Source organism: Thalassospira sp. Z349TD_5 (assembly GCF_056173045.1).
On the sequence record NZ_CM149654.1, the window covers coordinates 3,176,816 to 3,196,947 of the forward strand.

Below are 20,132 nucleotides of genomic sequence, written 5' to 3' on the forward strand. Positions count from 1 at the left end.
TTGTTATTTTTATCTGGTTAAAATAAATACTAATTAGTAAACGAAGGAGGGTCAAATGCGGTTTTCTGAACAATTGATCCACGGCAAGCTGATCAAACGCTATAAACGGTTTTTGGCCGATGTTGAACTTGATAGCGGGGAGGTTATTACCGCGCATTGTGCCAATCCGGGCGGGATGATCGGGCTTAAGGAACCCGGTATTGATGTCTGGCTGTCGCAATCAGACAACCCCAAACGCAAACTGAAATATAGCTGGGAACTATGCCAGATCGGGGATGCATGGATTGGCATCAATACATCCCACCCCAATGCCATTGTCGAAGAAGCCATTTTGGCCGGCAAGATCAAAGAGCTTGCGGGCTATCAGAACCTCAAACGCGAAGTGAAGTACGGCAAGAATTCGCGGATTGATATATTGCTGTCTGATCCGGACCGGGGGCTTTGTTATGTCGAGGTCAAAAACGTCCATCTTAAACGTGACGAAGACGTGCCGGGGTTGGCCGAGTTCCCCGATGCAGTCACCGCACGCGGGGCAAAGCATTTGGATGAAATGACCGATATGGTCGCCGAAGGCAACCGGGCGGTGATGTTTTACCTGATCCAGCGGACCGATTGTGACCGGTTTACGCTTTCGACCGATATTGATCCGCACTATGGCGATCGGTTTAAGGCCGCGCGCGAAAACGGGGTTGAGGCGATTGCCTATGATTGTGCGATTGATACCGATACGGTAACGGTGCGCAACGCATTGCCGATTGTCGGGCTGTAGTGGCCTAAACCACGCGCATATCAGCCAAACCTTGCCAATTCCGGCATCTGGCTTTATGTCATTGTTCAACAAATTCGATAGATATGTAGCCGAGCTTAAGGAGATTTCGGGTGGCGAACGGAAAAGTTAAACTTCACGGCCCCGAAGCATTTGAAGGCATGCGCGCCGCCGGACGGCTGGCAGCGGAAGTGCTTGATATGATTACCCCGCATGTTGTGCCGGGGGTGACCACGGGTGAACTTGATCGCCTGTGTGATGAATATATCCGCGATCACAATTCGATTTCGGCCTGCCTGAATTATCGCGGTTTTCCGAAATCAATCTGCACATCAATCAACCATGTGGTCTGCCACGGCATCCCGGGTGACAAGAAACTTCAGAATGGCGACATCATGAACATTGATGTCACCGTCATTGTTGATGGCTGGTATGGCGACACATCGCGCATGTATATTGCCGGAACACCCAAAGTCATGGCGCAGCGTCTTGTCGATGTGACCTATGAGGCGCTTTGGCGCGGGATTAACGCGGTGAAACCGGGCGCAACGCTTGGCGATATTGGCCATGCGATCCAGTCCTATGCCGAAGGTGAGCGGTTCTCTGTCGTGCGTGATTTCTGTGGTCACGGGCTTGGTCAGGTGTTTCATGATGCGCCGAATATCCTGCACTACGGCAAGCCGGGCGAAGGGCTTGTTCTGGAACCCGGCATGATCTTTACGATTGAGCCGATGATCAATCAGGGCACTTATGCGTGTAAAATTTTACCTGATGGCTGGACAGCGGTGACGCGAGACCGCAAACTGTCGTCACAGTTTGAACATTCGCTTGGCGTGACCGACGACGGGTTTGAAATCTTTACCCGCTCACCGGCCGGTCTGGACAAACCACCCTATGATCTTGGCAAAGCTGCCGAGTAACGGGTAAACGGGGGAAGCAGATTTGAGCGACACCAAAAATCGCAAAGCTGCTTTGACCCCGACTTCTGAAATCGATGACGGGACGCGGGTGTTTTTTGATCAGGCCCGCGATGTCCCTTCTGCGATACTGAGCCCGGCATCCCGACCCGTTTCCGAGCACGATACGCCCCTGCCCGCATCGTCGGCAGACGCCACAACACCGAAATCCGCCAAGCCGCATTATCACGGCCACCGCCAACGGTTGCGCGACCGCTTTATCAAGGGCGGTGCGACCGCCTTGGCCGATTATGAGTTACTCGAATTGATGCTGTGCATGGCGATGCCGCGTGGCGACGTTAAACCGCTGGCCAAATCGCTGATTGCGCAGTTTGGCAGTTTTGCCAATGTGTTATCCGCCCGCCCCGAAGATTTGCACAAGGCCAAGGGGCTTGGCGAGGCCGGCATTGCCGCGATCAAGATTGCCGAGGCCAGCGCACAGCATTTATCGCGTGAACGGGCGATGGAACTGCCGGTGATTGCCAGTTGGGAACAGTTGATTGACTATTGCCGGGTGCGGATCGGGCATTTGAAAAATGAAGAACTGCATTTGCTGTTTCTGGATCGTAAAAACCGCCTGATTGCCGATGAATGCCATCAACGCGGCACAGTCGATCATACCCCGGTTTATCCACGCGAAGTCATCAAACGCGCGCTTGAGCTGCATGCCTCCGCAATCATACTGGTCCATAATCATCCAAGCGGGGACGCCACCCCGTCACGCGGTGATATCGAGATGACGCGCAAGATCGTTGAGGCCGCCAAGGCGATGGAGATTGCGGTGCATGACCACATCATCATCAGTCAGGCGGGATATAATTCGTTTAAAACCCTTGGTTTGATTTAAGGCCACCACCCTACAGCTCCCCCTATTTCCAACCGGAAAAATTACCATGCCCCATATTGGTTTGATCACGCTTGTTGTACGCGATTACGACGATGCCATTGCGTTTTATACCGATAAGGTCGGGTTTGAGCTTCTTGAAGATACCGATCTTGGGGATGGCAAACGCTGGGTGGTTGTTGGACCCAAGGGGGCACAGGAAACCCGCATTCTGCTGGCCCGTGCAAGCGGCGAGCGCCAAACATGCATCATCGGCGATCAAACGGGTGGCCGGGTTGGATTTTTCCTCAATACCGATGATTTTGCCCGCGATTATGACCGCATGCGCCAAGCCGGCGTGCCATTTCTCGAACAGCCACGCCATGAACCCTATGGCACCGTCGCCGTATTTGAAGACCTGTATGGCAATAAGTGGGATTTGCTGGAACTGAAAGCCTGATCCCAGAAGATCGATAAAAATGGCGGATCGGGCGTTGTGGTGCCGATCCGCCAGAATAGACTTGGACAAAGGAAGTTATGCCCAGATACCGGATCAAGGTCCATTCAATGAACGGGCCTTGATCCTAAAAGGTATAAACAAGCCCAAGACCGGCACTGAGAACGTAATCATCGTCAATGATCGGGCTGTCGGTATATTCATCTGACAGATAGATGAACCCGCCGGTGCCAATGATATTGAGGCTTTCGGTCAACGGATAGGCGACGGTCACATCAAGATGCGGCAGGAAGGTCGCATCCGGGGCATAGTATGCCCGGTCGCTTCGGACTTCAGCGCGCGAAACACCCGTTCCATAATCAACCAGGTTCTCGCTTTGCCACGTAACACCGGCACCCCATTCAAAGTTGACATCCCCTAATTGCAGCGGCACGAAATAGGATACATCAACTTCATGACCGTTATGGGTATCGGCAACATCGGTCAGATAGCTTCCAATCAGTTCGCCGCGCCATAACCGCGTGCTAAAGCCAATACCAACATCATATCCCATGTCGGTATCCTTCATTCCTCTCAGGTAGTTGCTATCACCTGACTCAAATGGTCCATCACGGAAGCCACCGATCACGGACAGACTGGCAAAATCATTTTGCCAGGCTTTGATGTCGATCCCGTCAATCCCGATATGCATACGCTCCGCATCATATGCAAGAAGTGGAAGCCCGCCTAAATCGGTACTGTCCGCCCCGCGATAAGGATTGCTTTCTATTTGTCCAAATGCACCAAATTGCCAGTCGCCGCCAAGCCACGGGTCCTCGCTGTCGGCATTTGGGTTAACCTGTTCACGCAGAATTTCTCTTCTGCCTTGTTGGGCATGAACCGGAGCGGCAATCATCAAAATGATCGCCATCGTACAAAGCCCCAGACCGGTAAGAAGCATGATATCACCGGAGCGGCGTAAAACGTGATTGAAAGACATGTATCGGAACACCCTGAAATTGGTTGATGCGCCGACACTGCCCCGAAGCCCTGAACCTGGCGTCCGTTGTTATATGGTCGTACGCATCAGGCGCCCCCGGATGGTACGAATGCGCATTCGTACGCCTTAGTCGTTTGGTTTATCAACGTTTTCATGACGATACTTACTTGGCGTCAATCCCGTGATCGTCTTGAATGCAAGGTTGAAAGTCGATTTCGAATTGAAGCCAACACTGGTCGCAATATCGAGGACAGTACGTTCCGATTCGCTAACCAGAAGGCGCTCTGCCTCATTAATCCGAACTTCATTGACGAAATCGAAGAAATTTTTGTCCAGATGCTTATTCAGCACGAAAGAAAGTTGATTGGGAGTTACCCCCACCGCCGCAGCCAGTTTCGGCATGGTCAGAAGCGGGTCGAACATCACATTGCGGCTTGCAACGATTTTCTCAAGCCGGGTTCGAATGCGCATGACATTGTCCTCATCGACAATCATGCGCAGCATCCGTGCCTGTTCACCGCCATCATCCCGGCCCGTATCTGGCAGTGTCGCGGCATCACCGGGCACACCTTCCGCACTGGTTTCCGGTTGGACAAACAGCGCAGGGTTCTGCGCAATCACCTGACACATGCGGAAAAACACAAGAACGAACGCCGCCTTTACGCCAAGCGACAGCCACTCGGCCTGCGAAACAAAAAGATCAAACAACTGGGTCACGGTAAAAACGGTAAACAGTATCGTCATACCGACAAGAAGTTCTATCACCCAGCGACGCAACCGTTCGCTGTCAACCTGAAGCTGCCAGTCCGCCTGTTGCAGGTAACGCCGGGCCCGTCGCCAGATACCGGTCATGTAAACCGCAAACAGCGTGCAAAACAGGATGACGATCGCAAGCAGCACCATATCTGCCAAACCACTCGACGAGAACGTAATCTGCAAGCCGACATCACGCACATGTCCCTCATCGGCGATCATGCGCGAACGCTTGAAATAGACCATAAGCCCGATTGCTGCAGCTACGGGCACCAGGACAAGAAAATGCCGGTATGGCCGTGATGCCGGGTCGCCCGAAATTTCGCGGAAATACAGATAGATCGACGGAATGAAGGCAAAAAAGAACGGCGCAAAAACCGGCACAAGATACAGGTTAACAAGCGGACTGATGATCGGATCTAACGTATCATCGACAAAACTCATACCGACCGAAAACCCAAACATCATCAGCCAGCGATTGGCCTTAAACGCCCGTTTTCCTTCATCCATCAGCAGGATAATCAGGAAAATCGCCTGAGCGGCTCCAAGCACCGAAACGATCAGAAAAAGAATATCGAGTGTTTCAAACATCCTTACGTCCGTCATGGCGGTTCGGTATTCTAGGATCAGGACTCAATTGAATATGCGTCGGACCAAGCAGAACGCTGGCCCCTGAAACGAACGCACCAGTCAGGAATACGTCAGTGTACGCCGTGCTACAACAAACATTTGCAAGACACCTGCCGCTGTCACATCCCGAAACAGTCCCGTTACGATGACAGAAACTGACTGACATCGACTTCGTCGCATTGACCGGGTTTCAGAAACTTCTTGCCGTACTCAAGGTATGTTCCGCTGACCAGAAACAGTTCGAACAGATCATTGTCGATCTGCCCCTTGTCGCGCATGTCACCCAAAATCGATATGCATTCAGACAAAAGTTTGGGCCGTTTATAGGGTCGGTCAACCGCGGTCAGGGCCTCGAAAATATCGGCGATGACCATGACCTTTTCAAGGATACCCATGTCATCGCTGGTGATGCCGTGCGGATACCCTGATCCATCCATTTTTTCATGGTGATTGCCCGCAATGGCAGGAATACGTTGCAGTTCGCGCGGATAGGGCAATTGGGCAAGCATATCCTGCGTCACGACAACGTGATCATTGATCACCTGTCGTTCTTCGGATGTCAGGGTGCCGTGCGGGATCGACAGATTATAAAGCTCCCCACGGTTAAAGCCGAGATACACTTGATCTTCGCGGTCCATCAGCAAGGTTTCTGTGCCCGCTTCGCGTAGGCTTACCAGATCCGCATCGGTCAGCCGTTGATTTTCCGACCACGACAGCCCGACCGTTCGATCAAAATGGCGCACCCATGTCAGCTCGGCAATATCGTGCAGGGCATAGATGGTGTCGGTATCAAGTTCCGTATCGCCAATATTGGCATCGGCCACCATGGCGAACTGATTTTCCAGATCGGCAACCTTTTGCTTGAAATCGGCATCGCAGGCATCGGCGTCTTCGCCCGCCAGTTTGCGTTTAAGCATATCGATTTCGGCATCCCGGCGCAGGACTTCAAACCGGGTGCGAATTTCGTGAATACGGTTATGGATGGTTTCAAGCTTGGTCGCCTTTTCCATCACATGGTCGGGGGTGACGATTTTGCCGCAATCATGAAGCCAGGCGGCCAGATCAAGTTCGTACCATTCCATATCGGTCAGGTAGAAATTGGAAAATGGTCCAAGTTTGTCGTCAACTGCGGCCTGCGCCAACATGCGCGCAATCACCGGAACGCGCGAACAATGATCGGCCGTGTGCGGCGACTTGGCGTCAATCGCATGGCCCAATACGCGCACGAAACTTTCCATCAAATCGCGCTGCGCCAGCAAAAGACGGCTGTTTTCAATCGCAACTGCGGCCTGACTGGCCAATGCGGCGATGATTGGTTCAATTGATTTATCAAAGGCAATCACCTGCCCGGCTTCATCGCGGGCATTGATCAGCTGCAACACACCCATCATCGCACCACGGGTACTTTTTAGCGGTACGGTCAAAAATGATTTCGACCGATACCCCGTTTTGGCATCAAAGGCGCGCGTGCCGGAAAAATCAAACCCGTCGGCACAATAGGCATCTTCGATATTGATCGGCTTGCCAGTCAGCGCGACATATGTCGCGATGTTGCGATAATTGGGCCGCCCTTCGACATCATACAGCGGCAAGGGTGGAAACGGTTTTTCATTTTCGCGGCCGGAAACAAAGAAGGTGTTGAGCGTATCATTCATCAGGATACGAAAATGCAGCTCGCTTTCGTCTTTATTGACGAGATAAAGCGACCCACCATCCGCGTTGGTGAATTTACGCGCCGCCATCAGGATCTTCTGGTTAAGCTCCTCGCGTCCCTGCTCGGCAGAAAGCGCAATACCCAAATCCACAAGCTGCGCAAGATAGTTGGCGTCTGTTTCGCGGTTCTCAGCCCCTTCTTTTGGAAGATCCTTCGCCCCGTCGCCTTCGCGCGTCATTAATTTCCTGTCCACTCAACAACCGGATGACCAGAATGCCATCATATACGTAATGTCCGTTTGCATATGTATTCTATCTAAGTTGCTATAATTCTAACAGAACACAAGTTTTAACCCGTAAAAATACAATCACATCCCAGCCATACATGTCTGCAGGCTTGCCAATCGGGCCGGAATGGACTATCCGACGCGGTGAAAGCGTGCTGGCCTGATGATCGTGTAAGTGATCACGCAATCCGATCATTCAGATCATACCCCGGCACCCAACCATCTTGCCCGGAGGCGACCGCATGATCCCCCGTTATTCCCGTCCACAGATGACTGCCATCTGGGAACCGGCGAACAAATTCCGTATCTGGTTTGAAATCGAAGCACACGCTGCTGACAAACTGGCTGAACTCGGTGTTATCCCGACCCAATCTGCCAAGCTGGTTTGGGAAAAAGGTGACAAACCTTATACTCAGGACCGCATTGATCGCATCGACACGGTTGAGGCCGAAGTCAAACATGACGTCATTGCGTTTCTGACCGAACTGTCTGAACAGGTCGGCGAAGAAGCCCGCTTTGTTCATCAGGGCATGACCAGCTCGGACGTTCTTGATACCTGCTTTAACGTTCAGTTGACCCAAGCAACCGACATCCTGCTTGAAGATATGGACAAGCTTCTGGCTGCGCTTAAAAAGCGCGCCTATGAAACCAAAGACGTCCCCTGCATGGGCCGTTCGCACGGCATTCACGCAGAACCGGTGACCTTTGGTCTGAAACTTGCCACCTTCTATGCCGAATTCAAACGCAACCGTGATCGTCTGGTTGCCGCCCGCGAAGAAATCGCCACCTGTGCGATTTCCGGTGCGGTTGGCACATTCGCCAACATCGATCCGAGCGTTGAAGAACATGTTGCTGCGAAACTTGGTCTGAAACCTGAACCGGTTTCAACCCAAGTCATCCCGCGCGACCGTCATGCGGCCTATTTTGCGACCCTTGGTGTGATTGCATCATCGATCGAACATCTGGCAACCGAAATTCGTCATCTGCAGCGCACCGAAGTTCGCGAAGTTGAGGAGTTTTTCTCCAAGGGGCAGAAAGGCTCCTCGGCGATGCCACATAAACGCAACCCGGTTCTGACCGAAAACCTGACCGGCCTTGCCCGTCTGGTGCGTTCGATGGCAATTCCGGCGATGGAAAACGTGGCCCTTTGGCATGAACGTGACATTTCGCATAGCTCGGTCGAACGCAATATCGGTCCGGATGCGACCGTAACGCTTGATTTTGCTTTGATGCGTTTGGCCAATGTGGTTGAGAACCTTGTGATCTATCCCGAACGGATGGACGAGATTCTTAATCAGATGGGTGGATTGGTGTTCTCGCAGCGCGTGTTGCTGACCCTGACCCAATATGGCGTATCGCGCGAAGATTCATATCGCATCGTTCAGCGTAACGCGATGAAAGTCTGGAACCGCGAAGGCGATCTTCTGTCGCTTCTGAAAACCGACGAAGACGTTACTGCGAAAATCCCGAGCGATAAGCTCGAAGCGCTGTTTGACCTTGGCTATCACACCAAGCATGTTGACACGATCTTTGCCCGCGTCTTTGCCGACTAAGGCAGACCACTGTAGACAAAACAAAGCCCCGGCACGTTTTAAACGGCCGGGGCTTTTTGTTTTGATTTTTGAACACTCAAACCACGTTGTTACGACGACCTTTGGGGCCGTTACCCGCCAATACGAAAGGCGCGAAGACGCGGCAAGATACTTCCAAGATCGAGCGGGTCTCCTTGTCCAAAGCCCATATAAATCGCGCGGAAGATTTCAAACAATTCGTTATAGGTTGCAACCGCATCAGGACGCGGATTGATAATGCGCGGCTTGGGCGCAAGACGTTGCTGTGCGGTTGCGATGTCAGCGATCGCACCACAGGCAACGGACGCCATGATGCAGGACCCCACCCCGGTTGGGGAGCTTTCAGGCACATGCACCGGACGATTTAACACATCGGCATAGACCTGATTTAAAACGTCGTTCTTTTGGGGAATGCCGCCGCCATTCACAACATGACGAATTTTCATGCCGCATTGCTCCATCCGGTCATGGATGATGCGGGTGTGCATTGCCATGCCTTCGATGGCGGCGTGAAGTTCGTCTTCGGCCTCGTGCCCCAAATCCCAGCCCAGCGTAATGCCGCCCAAATCAGGACGCACCAGAACGGTGCGATCACCATTATCCCACGGCAGGCGCAAAAGTCCGGTTTGACCGGGGCGATAGGCATCCAATCCTTGCATCAAGGTCGGCAAATCGCGACCCGACCGTCTGGCGATGGCTTCGAAAACGTCCCCCGTTGCCGACTGGCCAGCTTCGATACCAGTTGTTTCGGGCGTGACACTGCCCGGCACAACACCGCAAATACCCGGAACCGGGACAACATCATCGGGGGCAATTGCGATAAAGCAGGTGGACGTGCCAACCACATTGACCACATCACCCTGCGTGCCGCCGCTGCCCAGCGCATCCCAATGGGCATCAAACGCGCCAAACGGGATCGGGATGCCGGCTTTCAGGCCCAGTTTTTCAGCCCATTCTTCAGACAAATACCCGGCCACTTCTGGCGCCATGCCAAAGCGGCCTTCAAGCTTGGCGTTAATCCCGTCAAGCAACGGATCAACGCGCGACAGGAAGTCCTGCGATGGATACCCGCCCCATTTTGGGTTCCACATCCATTTATGCCCCATTGCACAAATGGACCGGGGAATGTCAGAAACATCCTTAACGCCCGACAGGGTCGCGGCCACCATGTCGCAATGTTCAAGGGCGGTCGCAACCTGATCGCGTTTGTCCGGATTGTTGCGCAAGAAATGCAGCAGTTTGGCGTAGCCCCATTCGTGGGAATATGTGCCACCGCACCAGTCGAGTGCTTCCAGTCCTTCGCGCCGCGCCAATGCGGTGATTTCTTCGGCCTCGGCATGGGCGGAATGATCGGCCCAAAGATAATAATCAGCCAGTGGCTGTAAGTTTTTATCGACCACCACCACACTTGATCCGGTGGTATCAGCCGCAAAAGCCGCGATGTCATGGCCATCAATACCGGCCGCCTTGATCGCACCACGGGTCGCACGGACAAGGGATGCCATGTGATCGGCATGGGCTTGACGCGCCATCAGCGGATCGGCAGGGTTTCGATGCAACGGATAGCCTTCCGAGACAGATGCAACTGTCGCACCGCTGTCGCAGTCCATCAACGTAACGCGGACGCTAAGTGTGCCGAAATCGGCACCGACAACATAGGTCATGTGTTATCTCTCAGTTCTGTCCATAGGTCGCATTTTCACCATGCTTTCGCAGGTAATGGCGATCCTGAAGGTCCTGTGAAATCGGCGATGCGGAAGGTGAAATGGTCAAGGTATGCCATGCCATTTTTGCGACTTCTTCAAGGATCATCGCATTCAAAACCGCACTTTCAAGCGTATCGCCCCAGACAAAAGGGCCATGGCCCGCGACCAATGCGGCGGGGACCTCAAGCGGATCACGTCCTTCGAATGCTTCGACAATGACGTCACCCGTTGCGGCGACGTAGCGTGACTTGATTTCTTCTGGCGTCAAATTGCGGGTGACCGGGATCGTGCCATGGAAATAATCGGCATGCGTGGTCCCCAGCGAAATGATTGGATGGCGCGCCTGGGCCATGATCGTCGCGAAGGTGGAATGGGTGTGAATAATCGCACCAACACCATCGAACGCACGATAAAGTGCAAGATGTGTTTCAAGGTCAGATGATGGACGATACAGGTTGGTTTGACTGCGGCCGTCAAGATCACAGACCACCATATGATCGGCCGTCATGTCTTCGTAGGGTACGCCGCTTGGCTTGATGGCGATAAGACCACTTTCGCGATCAATGCCGCTGGCGTTGCCGAAGGTTGCCTTGACCAGTCCGTGACGAACGGTTGCAAGGTTCGCGTTAAGCACATTCGCTTTCAGCGTATCAAGGTTCATGATGGTCATCATCCGGTATCAGAGAAAGTCAAAAGAATGGTGCGCCGGCAACCGGCGCACCATGTAAACGAAGCTTAACGCTTGGCGGTCCAACCTTTGTATTCATCAAGGTTGTCAGCCGTAATCAGCATCGGCTCGATCAGGACGGTCGGCTGTTCTGGACGTTCGCCCTGGAAGAATGCGTAGCCCATGTCGAGCGCACGACCGGCCATCGTGTAGGGATCCTGCGATGCAGAAGCTTTAAGCAAAGAGTCTGCCTCAGCAAGGCTGGCTTCGGTGTCTGGTGCACCGTCAACACCGGTGATGATCAAATTGGTCCGGCCCAACTGCTTTGCTGCGAGTTGCGCACCAAGCGCCATCGGATCATTCGCACCGAACACTGCATCAAGATCATCAAAACGGGTCAGAAGCCCCTGCATAGCCTGCAGGCCGCCATCACGCGAACCTTGGCCGTTCTGATCATCGGAAAGAACCGTGATGCCGTCTGCCGAAGCAAAGACATCTGAGCAGCCTTTGAAGCGGTCGTTCAGCGAGGACGAAGACGGGCCTTTGATGATGGCAACATTGCCCTTACCGTCAAGTTGCTCGACGATGTACTCACATGCCTTGCGGCCTGCTGCGATATTGTCGGTCATGACCGTGACATCGGCACCCGGTGCGGAAACGTCAAAGGCGGAAATGACAATACCAGCATTCTTTGCACGCATGACGGCAGGGGCAATTGCCTCTTCGTCAACGGCATTGAGCATGATGATGTCAACGCCCTTGGCAATGAAGCTGTCGATCTGGCTGACTTGCTTATTGAGATCGTAGTCAGCAGATACCGAGGTGATGTTGACATCAGGATTGATTGCGCGGGCGTGGTCTTCGATGCCTTTAATGGTGGCAACAAAGAACGGGTTGCCCAGCAGACCAACAGAGATGCCGATGCTTTCGAGTTTCTTATCGTCGGCCTGTGCCGCCGACGGCATCAAACCGCCAGCCAATGAGGCAGCAAGAGCCGTGCCCAGCATCATTTTCTTGAGTACCGGCATGAGGTTCTTGGTAATTTGCATTTTTTCCTCCTAGATTGATATGCATTTTTGTCATTGAGAGACTTAGGTGCGGTTACCGCTTTTGAGGCGGTAGCGATCAAGGGAAACGGCAGCGATAATGACGAGCCCCTTAATGATGAATTGCCAAATATCGGAAACACCAGTCAGGATCAGACCATTGGTCAGCACAGCAATGATCAGCGCGCCAACAAGTGTGCCCCAGATTGAACCGACGCCACCGACGAAGCTGGTCCCACCAAGGATCACGGCCGCAATAGCGTCGAGTTCGTAGGCCTGACCAAGTTGCAGGCCGTTGGCGGCATAAAGTCGTGCGGCAGACATGATACCGCCAACCCCGGCCAGAAAACCGGACGCGCCATAAACGAACAACAGAACAAATGAAACCTTAATCCCGGTCAGACGGGCAGCTTCGTGATTGCCACCGATGGCATAAATCCAAGTCCCCAGAACCGTACGCCGCAAGATGAACCAACACGCCACGATGACGGTCAATGCAATCAGCGCCAGAATGGGAATCCCCAGAAAGGAACCATTCCCGATGACGGCGAAGGGAAGCTGTCCGTTAAAGACCGTGGTGTCTTCGCCCATCAGTCGGGCAACACCGCGAACGGCGGTTAATGAACCCAGGGTGATAATAAACGGTGGCAACGCCAATAACGCGATCAAAGCGCCGTTGACGAGACCAAACATCAGCCCCAAAGCCAGTCCAGCAGGAATAGCCATCCACCCGATGCCCGGCACAAGAGACACAATCAGAGCCCCCATCGCCGATGCAGCAAGGACCGAGCCGACAGACAGGTCGATCCCGCCGGTCAGGATCACAAAAGTCATCCCCGCTGCCAGGACAATGTTAATCGATGCCTGTTGCATCACGATGGACAGGTTGTTCACTGAAAGAAACTTGCCCGTCAGAAGCTGGAACCCAATGGCCAGCAGAATCAGAACCGGCAGCATACCCAGCGCCCTGATCACGCCTTGTATTTTTAAGCTGTTGTTCTTGTTTTGGGCATCAGCGATGTTGGTCACGTCTCGGTCTCCATCTTTTTGGGAGTCAGGATAAGGCAGCTTATGCGGTTACTGTTTGACGACGATGATCGCCAGAAGGGCTGGCCGAGGGGCCCGTTGAAAGCCGCATGATATCTTCTTGCTCAATGGCCTTGCCGTCTTCCGGAGATATCTCGCCGGCGATGACACCCTCTCGCATGACCAACACACGATCAGACACGCCAATGATCTCGGGCAATTCGCTGGAAATCATCATGATCGCAATGCCCTGCTGAGCAAGACCGTCGATCAGGCGGTAGATTTCCGATTTCGCACCAACATCCACACCCCGCGTCGGTTCATCGAGGATGATCACCTTGGGCTTGGCTTCAAGCAGGCGGGCAAGCAGAACCTTCTGTTGATTGCCACCAGACAGCGAGCCGACCGTGATTTTGGAGGACGGTGATTTGATTTCGAGGTTCTCAAACGACTGACGTGCGCGCGCTTCTTCTTTGCCAAAGCGGCGTGTCCCACCAAGACCGGAATCGTTTTCCATCACCGATATATTGATATTGTCGGAGATCGACATATCAAGAAACAGACCAAGTTCCTTACGATCCTCGGTCAGGTAGGCGATCCCTTCGGCCAGGGCATCACGCGGTGATGTCGGTGTCACGTCCTTACCGTTCAAAAACACCTTGCCCGATACGGCAGGGTCAGCGCCATAAATCAAACGCGCAAGTTCTGTCCGACCAGAACCGACAAGCCCGGCAATGCCCAGAACTTCGCCCTGATGAACATCAAACGAACAGTCTTTCACCAGACGAGAATCGGTCATGCCTTTCACTGACAAAACGATGTCACGGTCGCCGGTGTGGGGCTTGTGTTCCTTGGTGTAGAATGTCAACATATCGCGCCCGACCATCATCGACACCAGGCGCTCGGCATTTAAATCGTCATGTTCGAGTGTGCCGACATAGTGGCCATCACGCAGAACCGAGCAACGGTCAGACAGGCGATATATTTCTTCCATGCGATGCGAAATATAAATAATCGCAATGCCTTCGGCCTTCAGTCCGGCGATCACGTCAAACAACTTTTCGGTTTCGCTGCTTGATAAGGACGTCGTCGGTTCATCCATCACGATGATCCGTGCCCCGCGTGACATGCCGCGCGCAATTTCGACCAGTTGGCGTTCGCCAAGCGACAAGGATGCCACCTGCGTTGACGCACTGAATTTGACGCCAAGACGTTCGAGGATCGGGGTTGTTTCTTCGCGCATCGCGGCCCGGTTAACGATGCCACGGCGTGTGCGCTCATTGCCAAGGAAGACATTCTCTGCAACCGTCAGATTGGGGGCCAACGTCAATTCCTGATAGATCACGGCAATCCCGTTGGCTTGGGAAATTTTGGGACTTCCGGTCTGAATGGCCGCCCCATTGATGCGGATATCACCGCCAGCATCGGGGGTATAGGCCCCCGACAGGATCTTCATCAGTGTTGATTTTCCAGCACCGTTTTCCCCCATTAGGGCGTGAACCTCGCCGCCATACGCCGTGAGCGATACGCCTGACAGCGCAACAACTGACCCAAAGGTCTTGGAAATGTCGCGCATCTCAAGCAAAGGGTGTTCTTGTGGGGTCATTTTCCTTTGCTCTCCCTTGCTTCCACAACCACGTAATCAACACCGTGATCTTCTAAAACCTTGGCATCGGCATCGGTTAAGCCGTCATCCGTGATGAGCCGGTGAACACGCGTGAGCGGCAGCGCGACCGTCGGTGGGCGCTCGGCGAACTTGCGACTGTCAACGAGTACGATCGTTTCATTTGCCTGTCGTGACATGTCATCACACAACCGCACCAGCAACGGATGACTTTCGAGCAGCCCTTGTGAGCTGATCCCAAGAGCGCCCACAAAGAACTGATCCGCAAAGAAGTCATAGCCCTTGCCCGCAGGATCATAGAGAATCCCCGGTTCACGGTGCACATCACCGCCACCTACCGTCAGCTGGCACGTGCCATTTTCCGAGAGATAGCCCGCAAGCGGCGTTGAATTGGTAAAGACGCGAATATTGCGCGACGCAATCTGGGTACCGAAGTGAAAACAGGTCGAACCCGCATGAATGATGATTGATGAACCATCGCGCACAAGGCTCGCGGCGGCCTGGGCAATTGCGCGCTTATTCTCGACCGCAATGTCACGGTTTTCAATGAAGGGCAGATTGACCGCACGACGCTGCATGGGCACCGCGTTTGCCGCGATTCCACCGTGAACTTTCTGGCCCAATCCCGCATCCGAAAGCTTTTCGATATCGCGTCGCGCCGTAGCAGACGAGACACCCATGACAGATGCAAGCTCATTGACCGAAACAAAGGTCTTTTCTTCCAGCAATTCAACGATTGCCTGGTGTCTTGGTAGATCACTCATTCGACGTCCATCCCTAGAGTGTCGGTTTTATTTCCACCGATCATTACCCTTGACGATGAACGATCTTTATCTTTTTTGCAATATTTTAGTCATATAATGAAACAAAATGATCATTATCGCACCACACATGAGCAAAAAACACAAACACACAGCATGTGTATTGCCGTTAAAAAGAGTGTTTCAAAGAAAATTCCCGGCTGAGTTGTGCGTATATCAGGCGCCAGAGTCGCCGAAGACCGCCTAGGGAGTCGCTGGTCTGCAGAGGAGGAAAACAGCAAGACCTCAGCTAAGCTTTGCTCTGCCGAGACCAAACCCGGCCAAGCCGAGTCTTCAACAAAACGTGTCACGCCTTATGACGAAATCACGTCAGCCAACGTCAAGCTCATGCGCCTCGGCCAGCAGCCAATCGCGAAACAGCTTTACCTGACCTCGAGGGGCGCGATTTTTGGGGTGAACGAGGTAATAGCCGAACGGAACGGTGAGGACGTTTTCGGGGAAGAGGTGGACCAGCTTGCCCTCGGCAATGTCTTCTTCGGTCAGTAGCGGATTGGCCAAAACCACGCCTTGCCCGTGAATGGCAGCTTCGATGGCCATTGAGGTCTGATCGATTTCAATCTGCGTGATCGTGCTGACATTCGCCGCACTCAAACCGGCATAAGCCCCCAGCCATTCCGGCCACCACGCATGCAAAATATCATTGAGCAAGGTTGCCCGAACCAGATCGGATGGTTTTGCCAACCCCATGTGATCACGGTAAGACGGCGCGCAATAGGCCGCAGCCCGCCCACGATACAGCAGAACTGTCTCAAGGCTGTCATCGCATCCATCAAAATAGCGCACAGCGATATCGACCGGGTCCCGGTTAAAATCGATCATTTGGCTTTGTGATCCGACATGAAGCGACGTTGTCGGATAGTCGATCAAAAAGCGGGCCATCCGCCGTGAAAACCATTTTGCGGCAAAACTTGGCGGCATCACAACCCGTACCGAGCGATCAGAACGCCCACGCACCTGTTGGCTGGCATCGACGATCTGGCGCAAGGCAGGCCCAATGCGCGCGGCATAATCCAATCCATCCGCAGTTGGGCGGACCTGCCGAACCGAACGGGTAAACAGCTCCATCCCCAGCCAGTCTTCAAGCTTTTTGATCTGCTGACCAACAGCCCCCGGTGTGACGTTCAGTTCCTCGGCGGCAAGAGAAAAACTATTTAGTCGAATAGATGCCTCGAACGCACGCAATGAATTTAGAGGTGGATATGCAGCCATGATATAGTTTTTCTATTTCATTAAACAGATAACATGATTTGTAGCCGATCTGCGTGCTGCCTACAATCTGGCAATCACCGCCACCGAAAGTACCGCCATGAAACGCAGCATCCCCACCCCGTATCTTGTTTTTGGTTTTCTGGCCCTTCTTTGGGGCATGACGTTTTTGTTCAACAAGATCGCAGGCGGTGTGGTGTCTCCGATGCAGATCGTTATGGTGCGTGTGGTGATGGGGTTTTTGCCCGTGCTGGCTTTTGCCCTTTCGCGCAAAGTTCTGCGCTGGGAGCATGTCCGCTACATCCACCATTTTGTGGGGATGTCGCTGATGGCGGCGACCGTTTACTACTTTGCCTTTGCCAAGGGCATTTCACTTTTGCCGTCAAGCACCGCGGGCATGCTCAGCGGTGCAATCCCGCTTTTTTCCTTTGTCGCAGCTGCCATTTTCCTGCGCAGCGAACCGATTAACGCGCGGTCCATCACTGGTCTTTTGATCGGGTTTGGCGGGGTTATTGTGATTGCACGACCGTGGGACGCCAATATTGCCCGCAATGACTTGACCGGTGTTCTTTACATCGCATTTGGATCAGCGTGTGTTGGACTGTCGTTTGTCTATGCCCGAAAGTTCCTGAGCCCGCTTGGCATTTCGCCGATTGCGCTGTGCACGTATCAGTTGGGCCTGTCGTCACTGACCACCATGGCGATTGGCGATTTTGATGGACTTGAGATCATCTTTACCGACTGGAAAGCCGCAGGGTCGCTGTTTATTGGGCTGGGTCTTCTGGGTACCGGCATGGCATTTATGTGCTACTATTATCTGGTTGAGCAGCTTGGTGCGATCAAGACATCCAGTGTCACCTATATCCCGCCGGTGATCGGCCTTTTGACCGGCGTCTTGATCCTTGGTGAAACCATTTCAATGACAGACATTATCGCCACCGCCGCCATCCTGTCGGGAACCTTGGTGATGCAATCATCCCGCACCCCCGCCGCAGCGACCCAGTCGCTCAAAACGACATCAGATTGCAGCATTGCCGCAGCCAAACAGTGCGACCAGACCTAAGGAATTCTATACGTGATCCTCACCCCCGCGCACTGCACGGGGGTGTTTTTCTATGTGATGAACCGTTAAATGCGTGATTGGGATGCGGCCCGGACGAATGCCGTGATCAGCGGATGACTTTCCCCGCGCAAGGCCGATCTTTCGGGCTGAAACGCCGTTCCGATGAAAAAACGTGCGCTCCGCAATTCGACTGCACGGGGATCACCGTCCTCATCCCACGCACTGATCACAAGGCCCTGCCCGTCCAGCAAACCGGCATAATCTGGATTAAGGCCATAGCTGCATCGATAGGTCTCGTTGATTTCAGCACTGCTGTAATGGGTTCGGATGAGACTGTCTTTGGCAAGCTTGATCGCGCCGTCCTGATCAATCAGCGCACAGACAAGCGGTGCAATCAGCGGCAATTTTGCATCCGGGTCAATTTCGGCGTTGGCCGCATCAACAAGCCCCAGAACATTGCGGGCATATTCCAGAACCGCATGCTGATACCCGCCACAGGTTCCCAGAAACGCAACATCGCGTTCACGGGCATAGCGGATCGCATTTAGCGCCCCGTCGAAACTATTATACGGGCTGGCAGGCACACACCAGATACCGTCATATCCCTCAAGAATATGCGGCCCATTGGCGTCAAGACGCTCTGTTGCGATCCAGTCATATTTGATGACTGCCCCGAGATGATCAGCAGCAATCTGCAGGGCTTTGGGGATGGCTTGATGGGCGGTAACGGCCTGTTTGAAATCGCCAACAAGTGCAATACGGATGGTCATAAGAAATCCTCGTTTCAGGTGACATGACGAGGAGGACAAACAGTGTTACCAACGAAAACGGCCCGTGAAAAACACGGGCCGGATCGCAACCTCAAACAAAGCTGCCTTTGACGAGTATATTACAAAGTTCCCGAGCGCGCCATATCTTCCAGCGCGGTTTTTACCGCTTGGGCGCGGTTCGAAACATTGAGTTTGCGATAGATGTTTTTCAGGTGATATTTCACCGTGATTTCCCGCAGATCAAGATGGCGCGCGATATCCTTGTTCGGACGCCCTTCTGACAGCAAGGCCAGAACTTCACGTTCACGCGGGGTCAGGCGGGCAAAATCCCCCTCGACCCCGAAACCGCCCGCCATGCGTTTTTCACGATCAGGACCACCGACAATACCGTCGGTCATATCATTGAGAATGGAAGACGGCAGGTATTTTTCACCCGCAAGGACAAGCTGAATGGCATTTGCCAAGGCCTGACCGCGCAGCGTTTTGGGAATAAACCCCTGTGCGCCTGCCTCAATGGCGTGGCGAACATCCTCGCTGCGATAGGCCCCGGAGAGCAAAACAACCGCCGTGGTTTTAGCAGCCCTTTCAAGCGTCCGCTTAAGCCCCTCGAGCCCATTCATGCCCGGCATCCGCAGATCGAGCAGAACAAGGTCGAAATCATTGGTTGCCACAATATGGTCAAGCGCCGGATCCAATGCCCCGGCTTCGACGACTTCGCAATCTTCGAAATATTGCTGAAACAGCAACGATAATGCTTCACGAACCAGGTCGTGATCGTCTGCCAATAGGATACGCAAAACCCTTGCCCTTTTTTTCCAAGTAGACATCTCCACCCAGATGCCATGAGTACCACACTAAGAAGTTGCACCCGTTGTTTTTATTGTTTCCGTTTGGAGAATACGGGAGCCCTTAGGCGTTTGCAAACACGAAGATTTTTGCAAGGGTTTTGACTGCGTTTAACCCGCAAGCATTTCCGCACGTGCAATCGGGCGCAATTGTTCGAGTTTCGCCTGCAGCGTGCTGACGGTTACATCAATGTTGTTGCGACCGAAATCCGCCAGCAAAAAAGTAACAATGCTGTTTTCTTTGGGGTTTGCGATCACTTCGCCAATGACTTTCTTGGCATAGGCATCACAGTCGGCCGGGGCCATGCCCATCTGTTCGCCAGCCCATACCGCCAGCATCTTGTAAAGATGGGCCTCGATGCGAAAATCCTGTTCCAGATCAAAGCTGTATTTGGCCTCAAAACCCCGTTCTCGATCATTAAAATTGTTCATGATGTTCCCTCCTGCCTGTTTGGCGTCCGATTGTTCAAATAGATTACGGTT

The 20,132-nt window shown here is 53.3% G+C and carries 19 protein-coding genes; 6 read left to right on the plus strand and 13 right to left on the minus strand.

Annotated elements, in window-relative coordinates:
• The first annotated feature begins 55 nt into the window (after window positions 1-55).
• The 4 genes from sfsA (at window position 56) to AC0VXT_RS14750 (ending at window position 3,005) form a co-directional block, all read left to right on the plus strand.
• Window positions 56-769, plus strand: a complete 714-nt coding sequence (gene sfsA / locus AC0VXT_RS14735) for a DNA/RNA nuclease SfsA (RefSeq protein ID WP_475546021.1) — start codon at window positions 56-58, stop codon at window positions 767-769.
• Between the two features lie 110 nt (window positions 770-879).
• Window positions 880-1,686 carry a type I methionyl aminopeptidase gene (gene map, locus AC0VXT_RS14740; protein ID WP_475546022.1) on the plus strand — a complete coding sequence of 269 codons (807 nt, stop codon included), beginning with the start codon at window positions 880-882 and terminating at the stop codon, window positions 1,684-1,686.
• Between the two features lie 22 nt (window positions 1,687-1,708).
• Entirely contained in the window at window positions 1,709-2,569 is an 861-nt protein-coding gene (gene radC / locus AC0VXT_RS14745; RefSeq protein ID WP_475546023.1) for a RadC family protein, read from the plus strand.
• Between the two features lie 46 nt (window positions 2,570-2,615).
• Window positions 2,616-3,005 (plus strand): VOC family protein, encoded by a 390-nt coding sequence (locus AC0VXT_RS14750; RefSeq protein WP_475546024.1) that lies wholly within the window; start codon window positions 2,616-2,618, stop codon window positions 3,003-3,005.
• A 124-nt stretch (window positions 3,006-3,129) separates the two neighbouring features.
• Here AC0VXT_RS14750 and AC0VXT_RS14755 read toward each other — a convergent pair whose 3' ends face one another.
• The 3 genes from AC0VXT_RS14755 to AC0VXT_RS14765 form a co-directional block, all read right to left on the minus strand.
• Complete coding sequence (locus tag AC0VXT_RS14755; RefSeq protein WP_430469580.1) at window positions 3,130-3,981, minus strand: MipA/OmpV family protein; 852 nt, start codon at window positions 3,979-3,981, stop codon at window positions 3,130-3,132.
• A 126-nt stretch (window positions 3,982-4,107) separates the two neighbouring features.
• Complete coding sequence (locus AC0VXT_RS14760) at window positions 4,108-5,325, minus strand: AraC family transcriptional regulator (protein WP_475546025.1); 1,218 nt, start codon at window positions 5,323-5,325, stop codon at window positions 4,108-4,110.
• A gap of 179 nt (window positions 5,326-5,504) precedes the next feature.
• Window positions 5,505-7,256, minus strand: coding sequence for a GAF and HD-GYP domain-containing protein (locus AC0VXT_RS14765; RefSeq protein WP_475546026.1), 1,752 nt, complete (start codon window positions 7,254-7,256; stop codon window positions 5,505-5,507).
• Between the two features lie 290 nt (window positions 7,257-7,546).
• On the opposite strand from AC0VXT_RS14765, the gene purB reads away from it, so the two are divergent.
• Window positions 7,547-8,857, plus strand: a complete 1,311-nt coding sequence (gene purB, locus AC0VXT_RS14770) for an adenylosuccinate lyase (protein WP_475546027.1) — start codon at window positions 7,547-7,549, stop codon at window positions 8,855-8,857.
• Window positions 8,858-8,967: 110 nt separating this feature from the next.
• Here the strand turns inward: purB and AC0VXT_RS14775 are convergent, their stop codons facing one another.
• The 7 genes from AC0VXT_RS14775 to AC0VXT_RS14805 form a co-directional block, all read right to left on the minus strand.
• Window positions 8,968-10,539, minus strand: a complete 1,572-nt coding sequence (locus AC0VXT_RS14775) for a ribulokinase (RefSeq protein ID WP_475546028.1) — start codon at window positions 10,537-10,539, stop codon at window positions 8,968-8,970.
• 10 nt (window positions 10,540-10,549) lie between these two features.
• Window positions 10,550-11,242: an L-ribulose-5-phosphate 4-epimerase AraD gene (gene araD / locus AC0VXT_RS14780; protein ID WP_101300060.1), complete on the minus strand. Its 693-nt coding sequence runs from the start codon at window positions 11,240-11,242 to the stop codon at window positions 10,550-10,552.
• Window positions 11,243-11,316: 74 nt separating this feature from the next.
• A complete protein-coding gene (locus AC0VXT_RS14785) occupies window positions 11,317-12,297 on the minus strand; it encodes an ABC transporter substrate-binding protein (protein ID WP_475546029.1) in 981 nt (326 codons plus the stop codon).
• A gap of 42 nt (window positions 12,298-12,339) precedes the next feature.
• Entirely contained in the window at window positions 12,340-13,323 is a 984-nt protein-coding gene (locus tag AC0VXT_RS14790; protein WP_240626295.1) for an ABC transporter permease subunit, read from the minus strand.
• Between the two features lie 40 nt (window positions 13,324-13,363).
• Window positions 13,364-14,926 (minus strand): sugar ABC transporter ATP-binding protein, encoded by a 1,563-nt coding sequence (locus AC0VXT_RS14795; RefSeq protein WP_475546030.1) that lies wholly within the window; start codon window positions 14,924-14,926, stop codon window positions 13,364-13,366.
• Window positions 14,923-15,708, minus strand: coding sequence for a DeoR/GlpR family DNA-binding transcription regulator (locus tag AC0VXT_RS14800; protein ID WP_101299816.1), 786 nt, complete (start codon window positions 15,706-15,708; stop codon window positions 14,923-14,925). Before AC0VXT_RS14800 ends, AC0VXT_RS14795 begins: the two co-directional genes overlap by 4 nt.
• 366 nt (window positions 15,709-16,074) lie before the next feature.
• A complete protein-coding gene (locus tag AC0VXT_RS14805; RefSeq protein ID WP_475546031.1) occupies window positions 16,075-16,974 on the minus strand; it encodes a LysR substrate-binding domain-containing protein in 900 nt (299 codons plus the stop codon).
• A 97-nt stretch (window positions 16,975-17,071) separates the two neighbouring features.
• Here AC0VXT_RS14805 and AC0VXT_RS14810 point away from each other — a divergent pair, with 97 nt between their 5' ends.
• Window positions 17,072-18,034, plus strand: a complete 963-nt coding sequence (locus AC0VXT_RS14810) for a DMT family transporter (protein WP_475546032.1) — start codon at window positions 17,072-17,074, stop codon at window positions 18,032-18,034.
• 65 nt (window positions 18,035-18,099) lie between these two features.
• Here AC0VXT_RS14810 and AC0VXT_RS14815 read toward each other — a convergent pair whose 3' ends face one another.
• The 3 genes from AC0VXT_RS14815 to AC0VXT_RS14825 all read right to left on the minus strand — a co-directional run bounded on the left by AC0VXT_RS14815 (window position 18,100) and on the right by AC0VXT_RS14825 (window position 20,081).
• A complete protein-coding gene (locus AC0VXT_RS14815) occupies window positions 18,100-18,804 on the minus strand; it encodes a CTP synthase C-terminal region-related (seleno)protein (protein WP_475546033.1) in 705 nt (234 codons plus the stop codon).
• 119 nt (window positions 18,805-18,923) lie between these two features.
• Window positions 18,924-19,601 carry a response regulator gene (locus tag AC0VXT_RS14820; protein ID WP_475546034.1) on the minus strand — a complete coding sequence of 226 codons (678 nt, stop codon included), beginning with the start codon at window positions 19,599-19,601 and terminating at the stop codon, window positions 18,924-18,926.
• Between the two features lie 159 nt (window positions 19,602-19,760).
• Complete coding sequence (locus AC0VXT_RS14825; protein WP_022733038.1) at window positions 19,761-20,081, minus strand: DUF1476 domain-containing protein; 321 nt, start codon at window positions 20,079-20,081, stop codon at window positions 19,761-19,763.
• Between the last annotated feature and the right edge of the window lie 51 nt (window positions 20,082-20,132).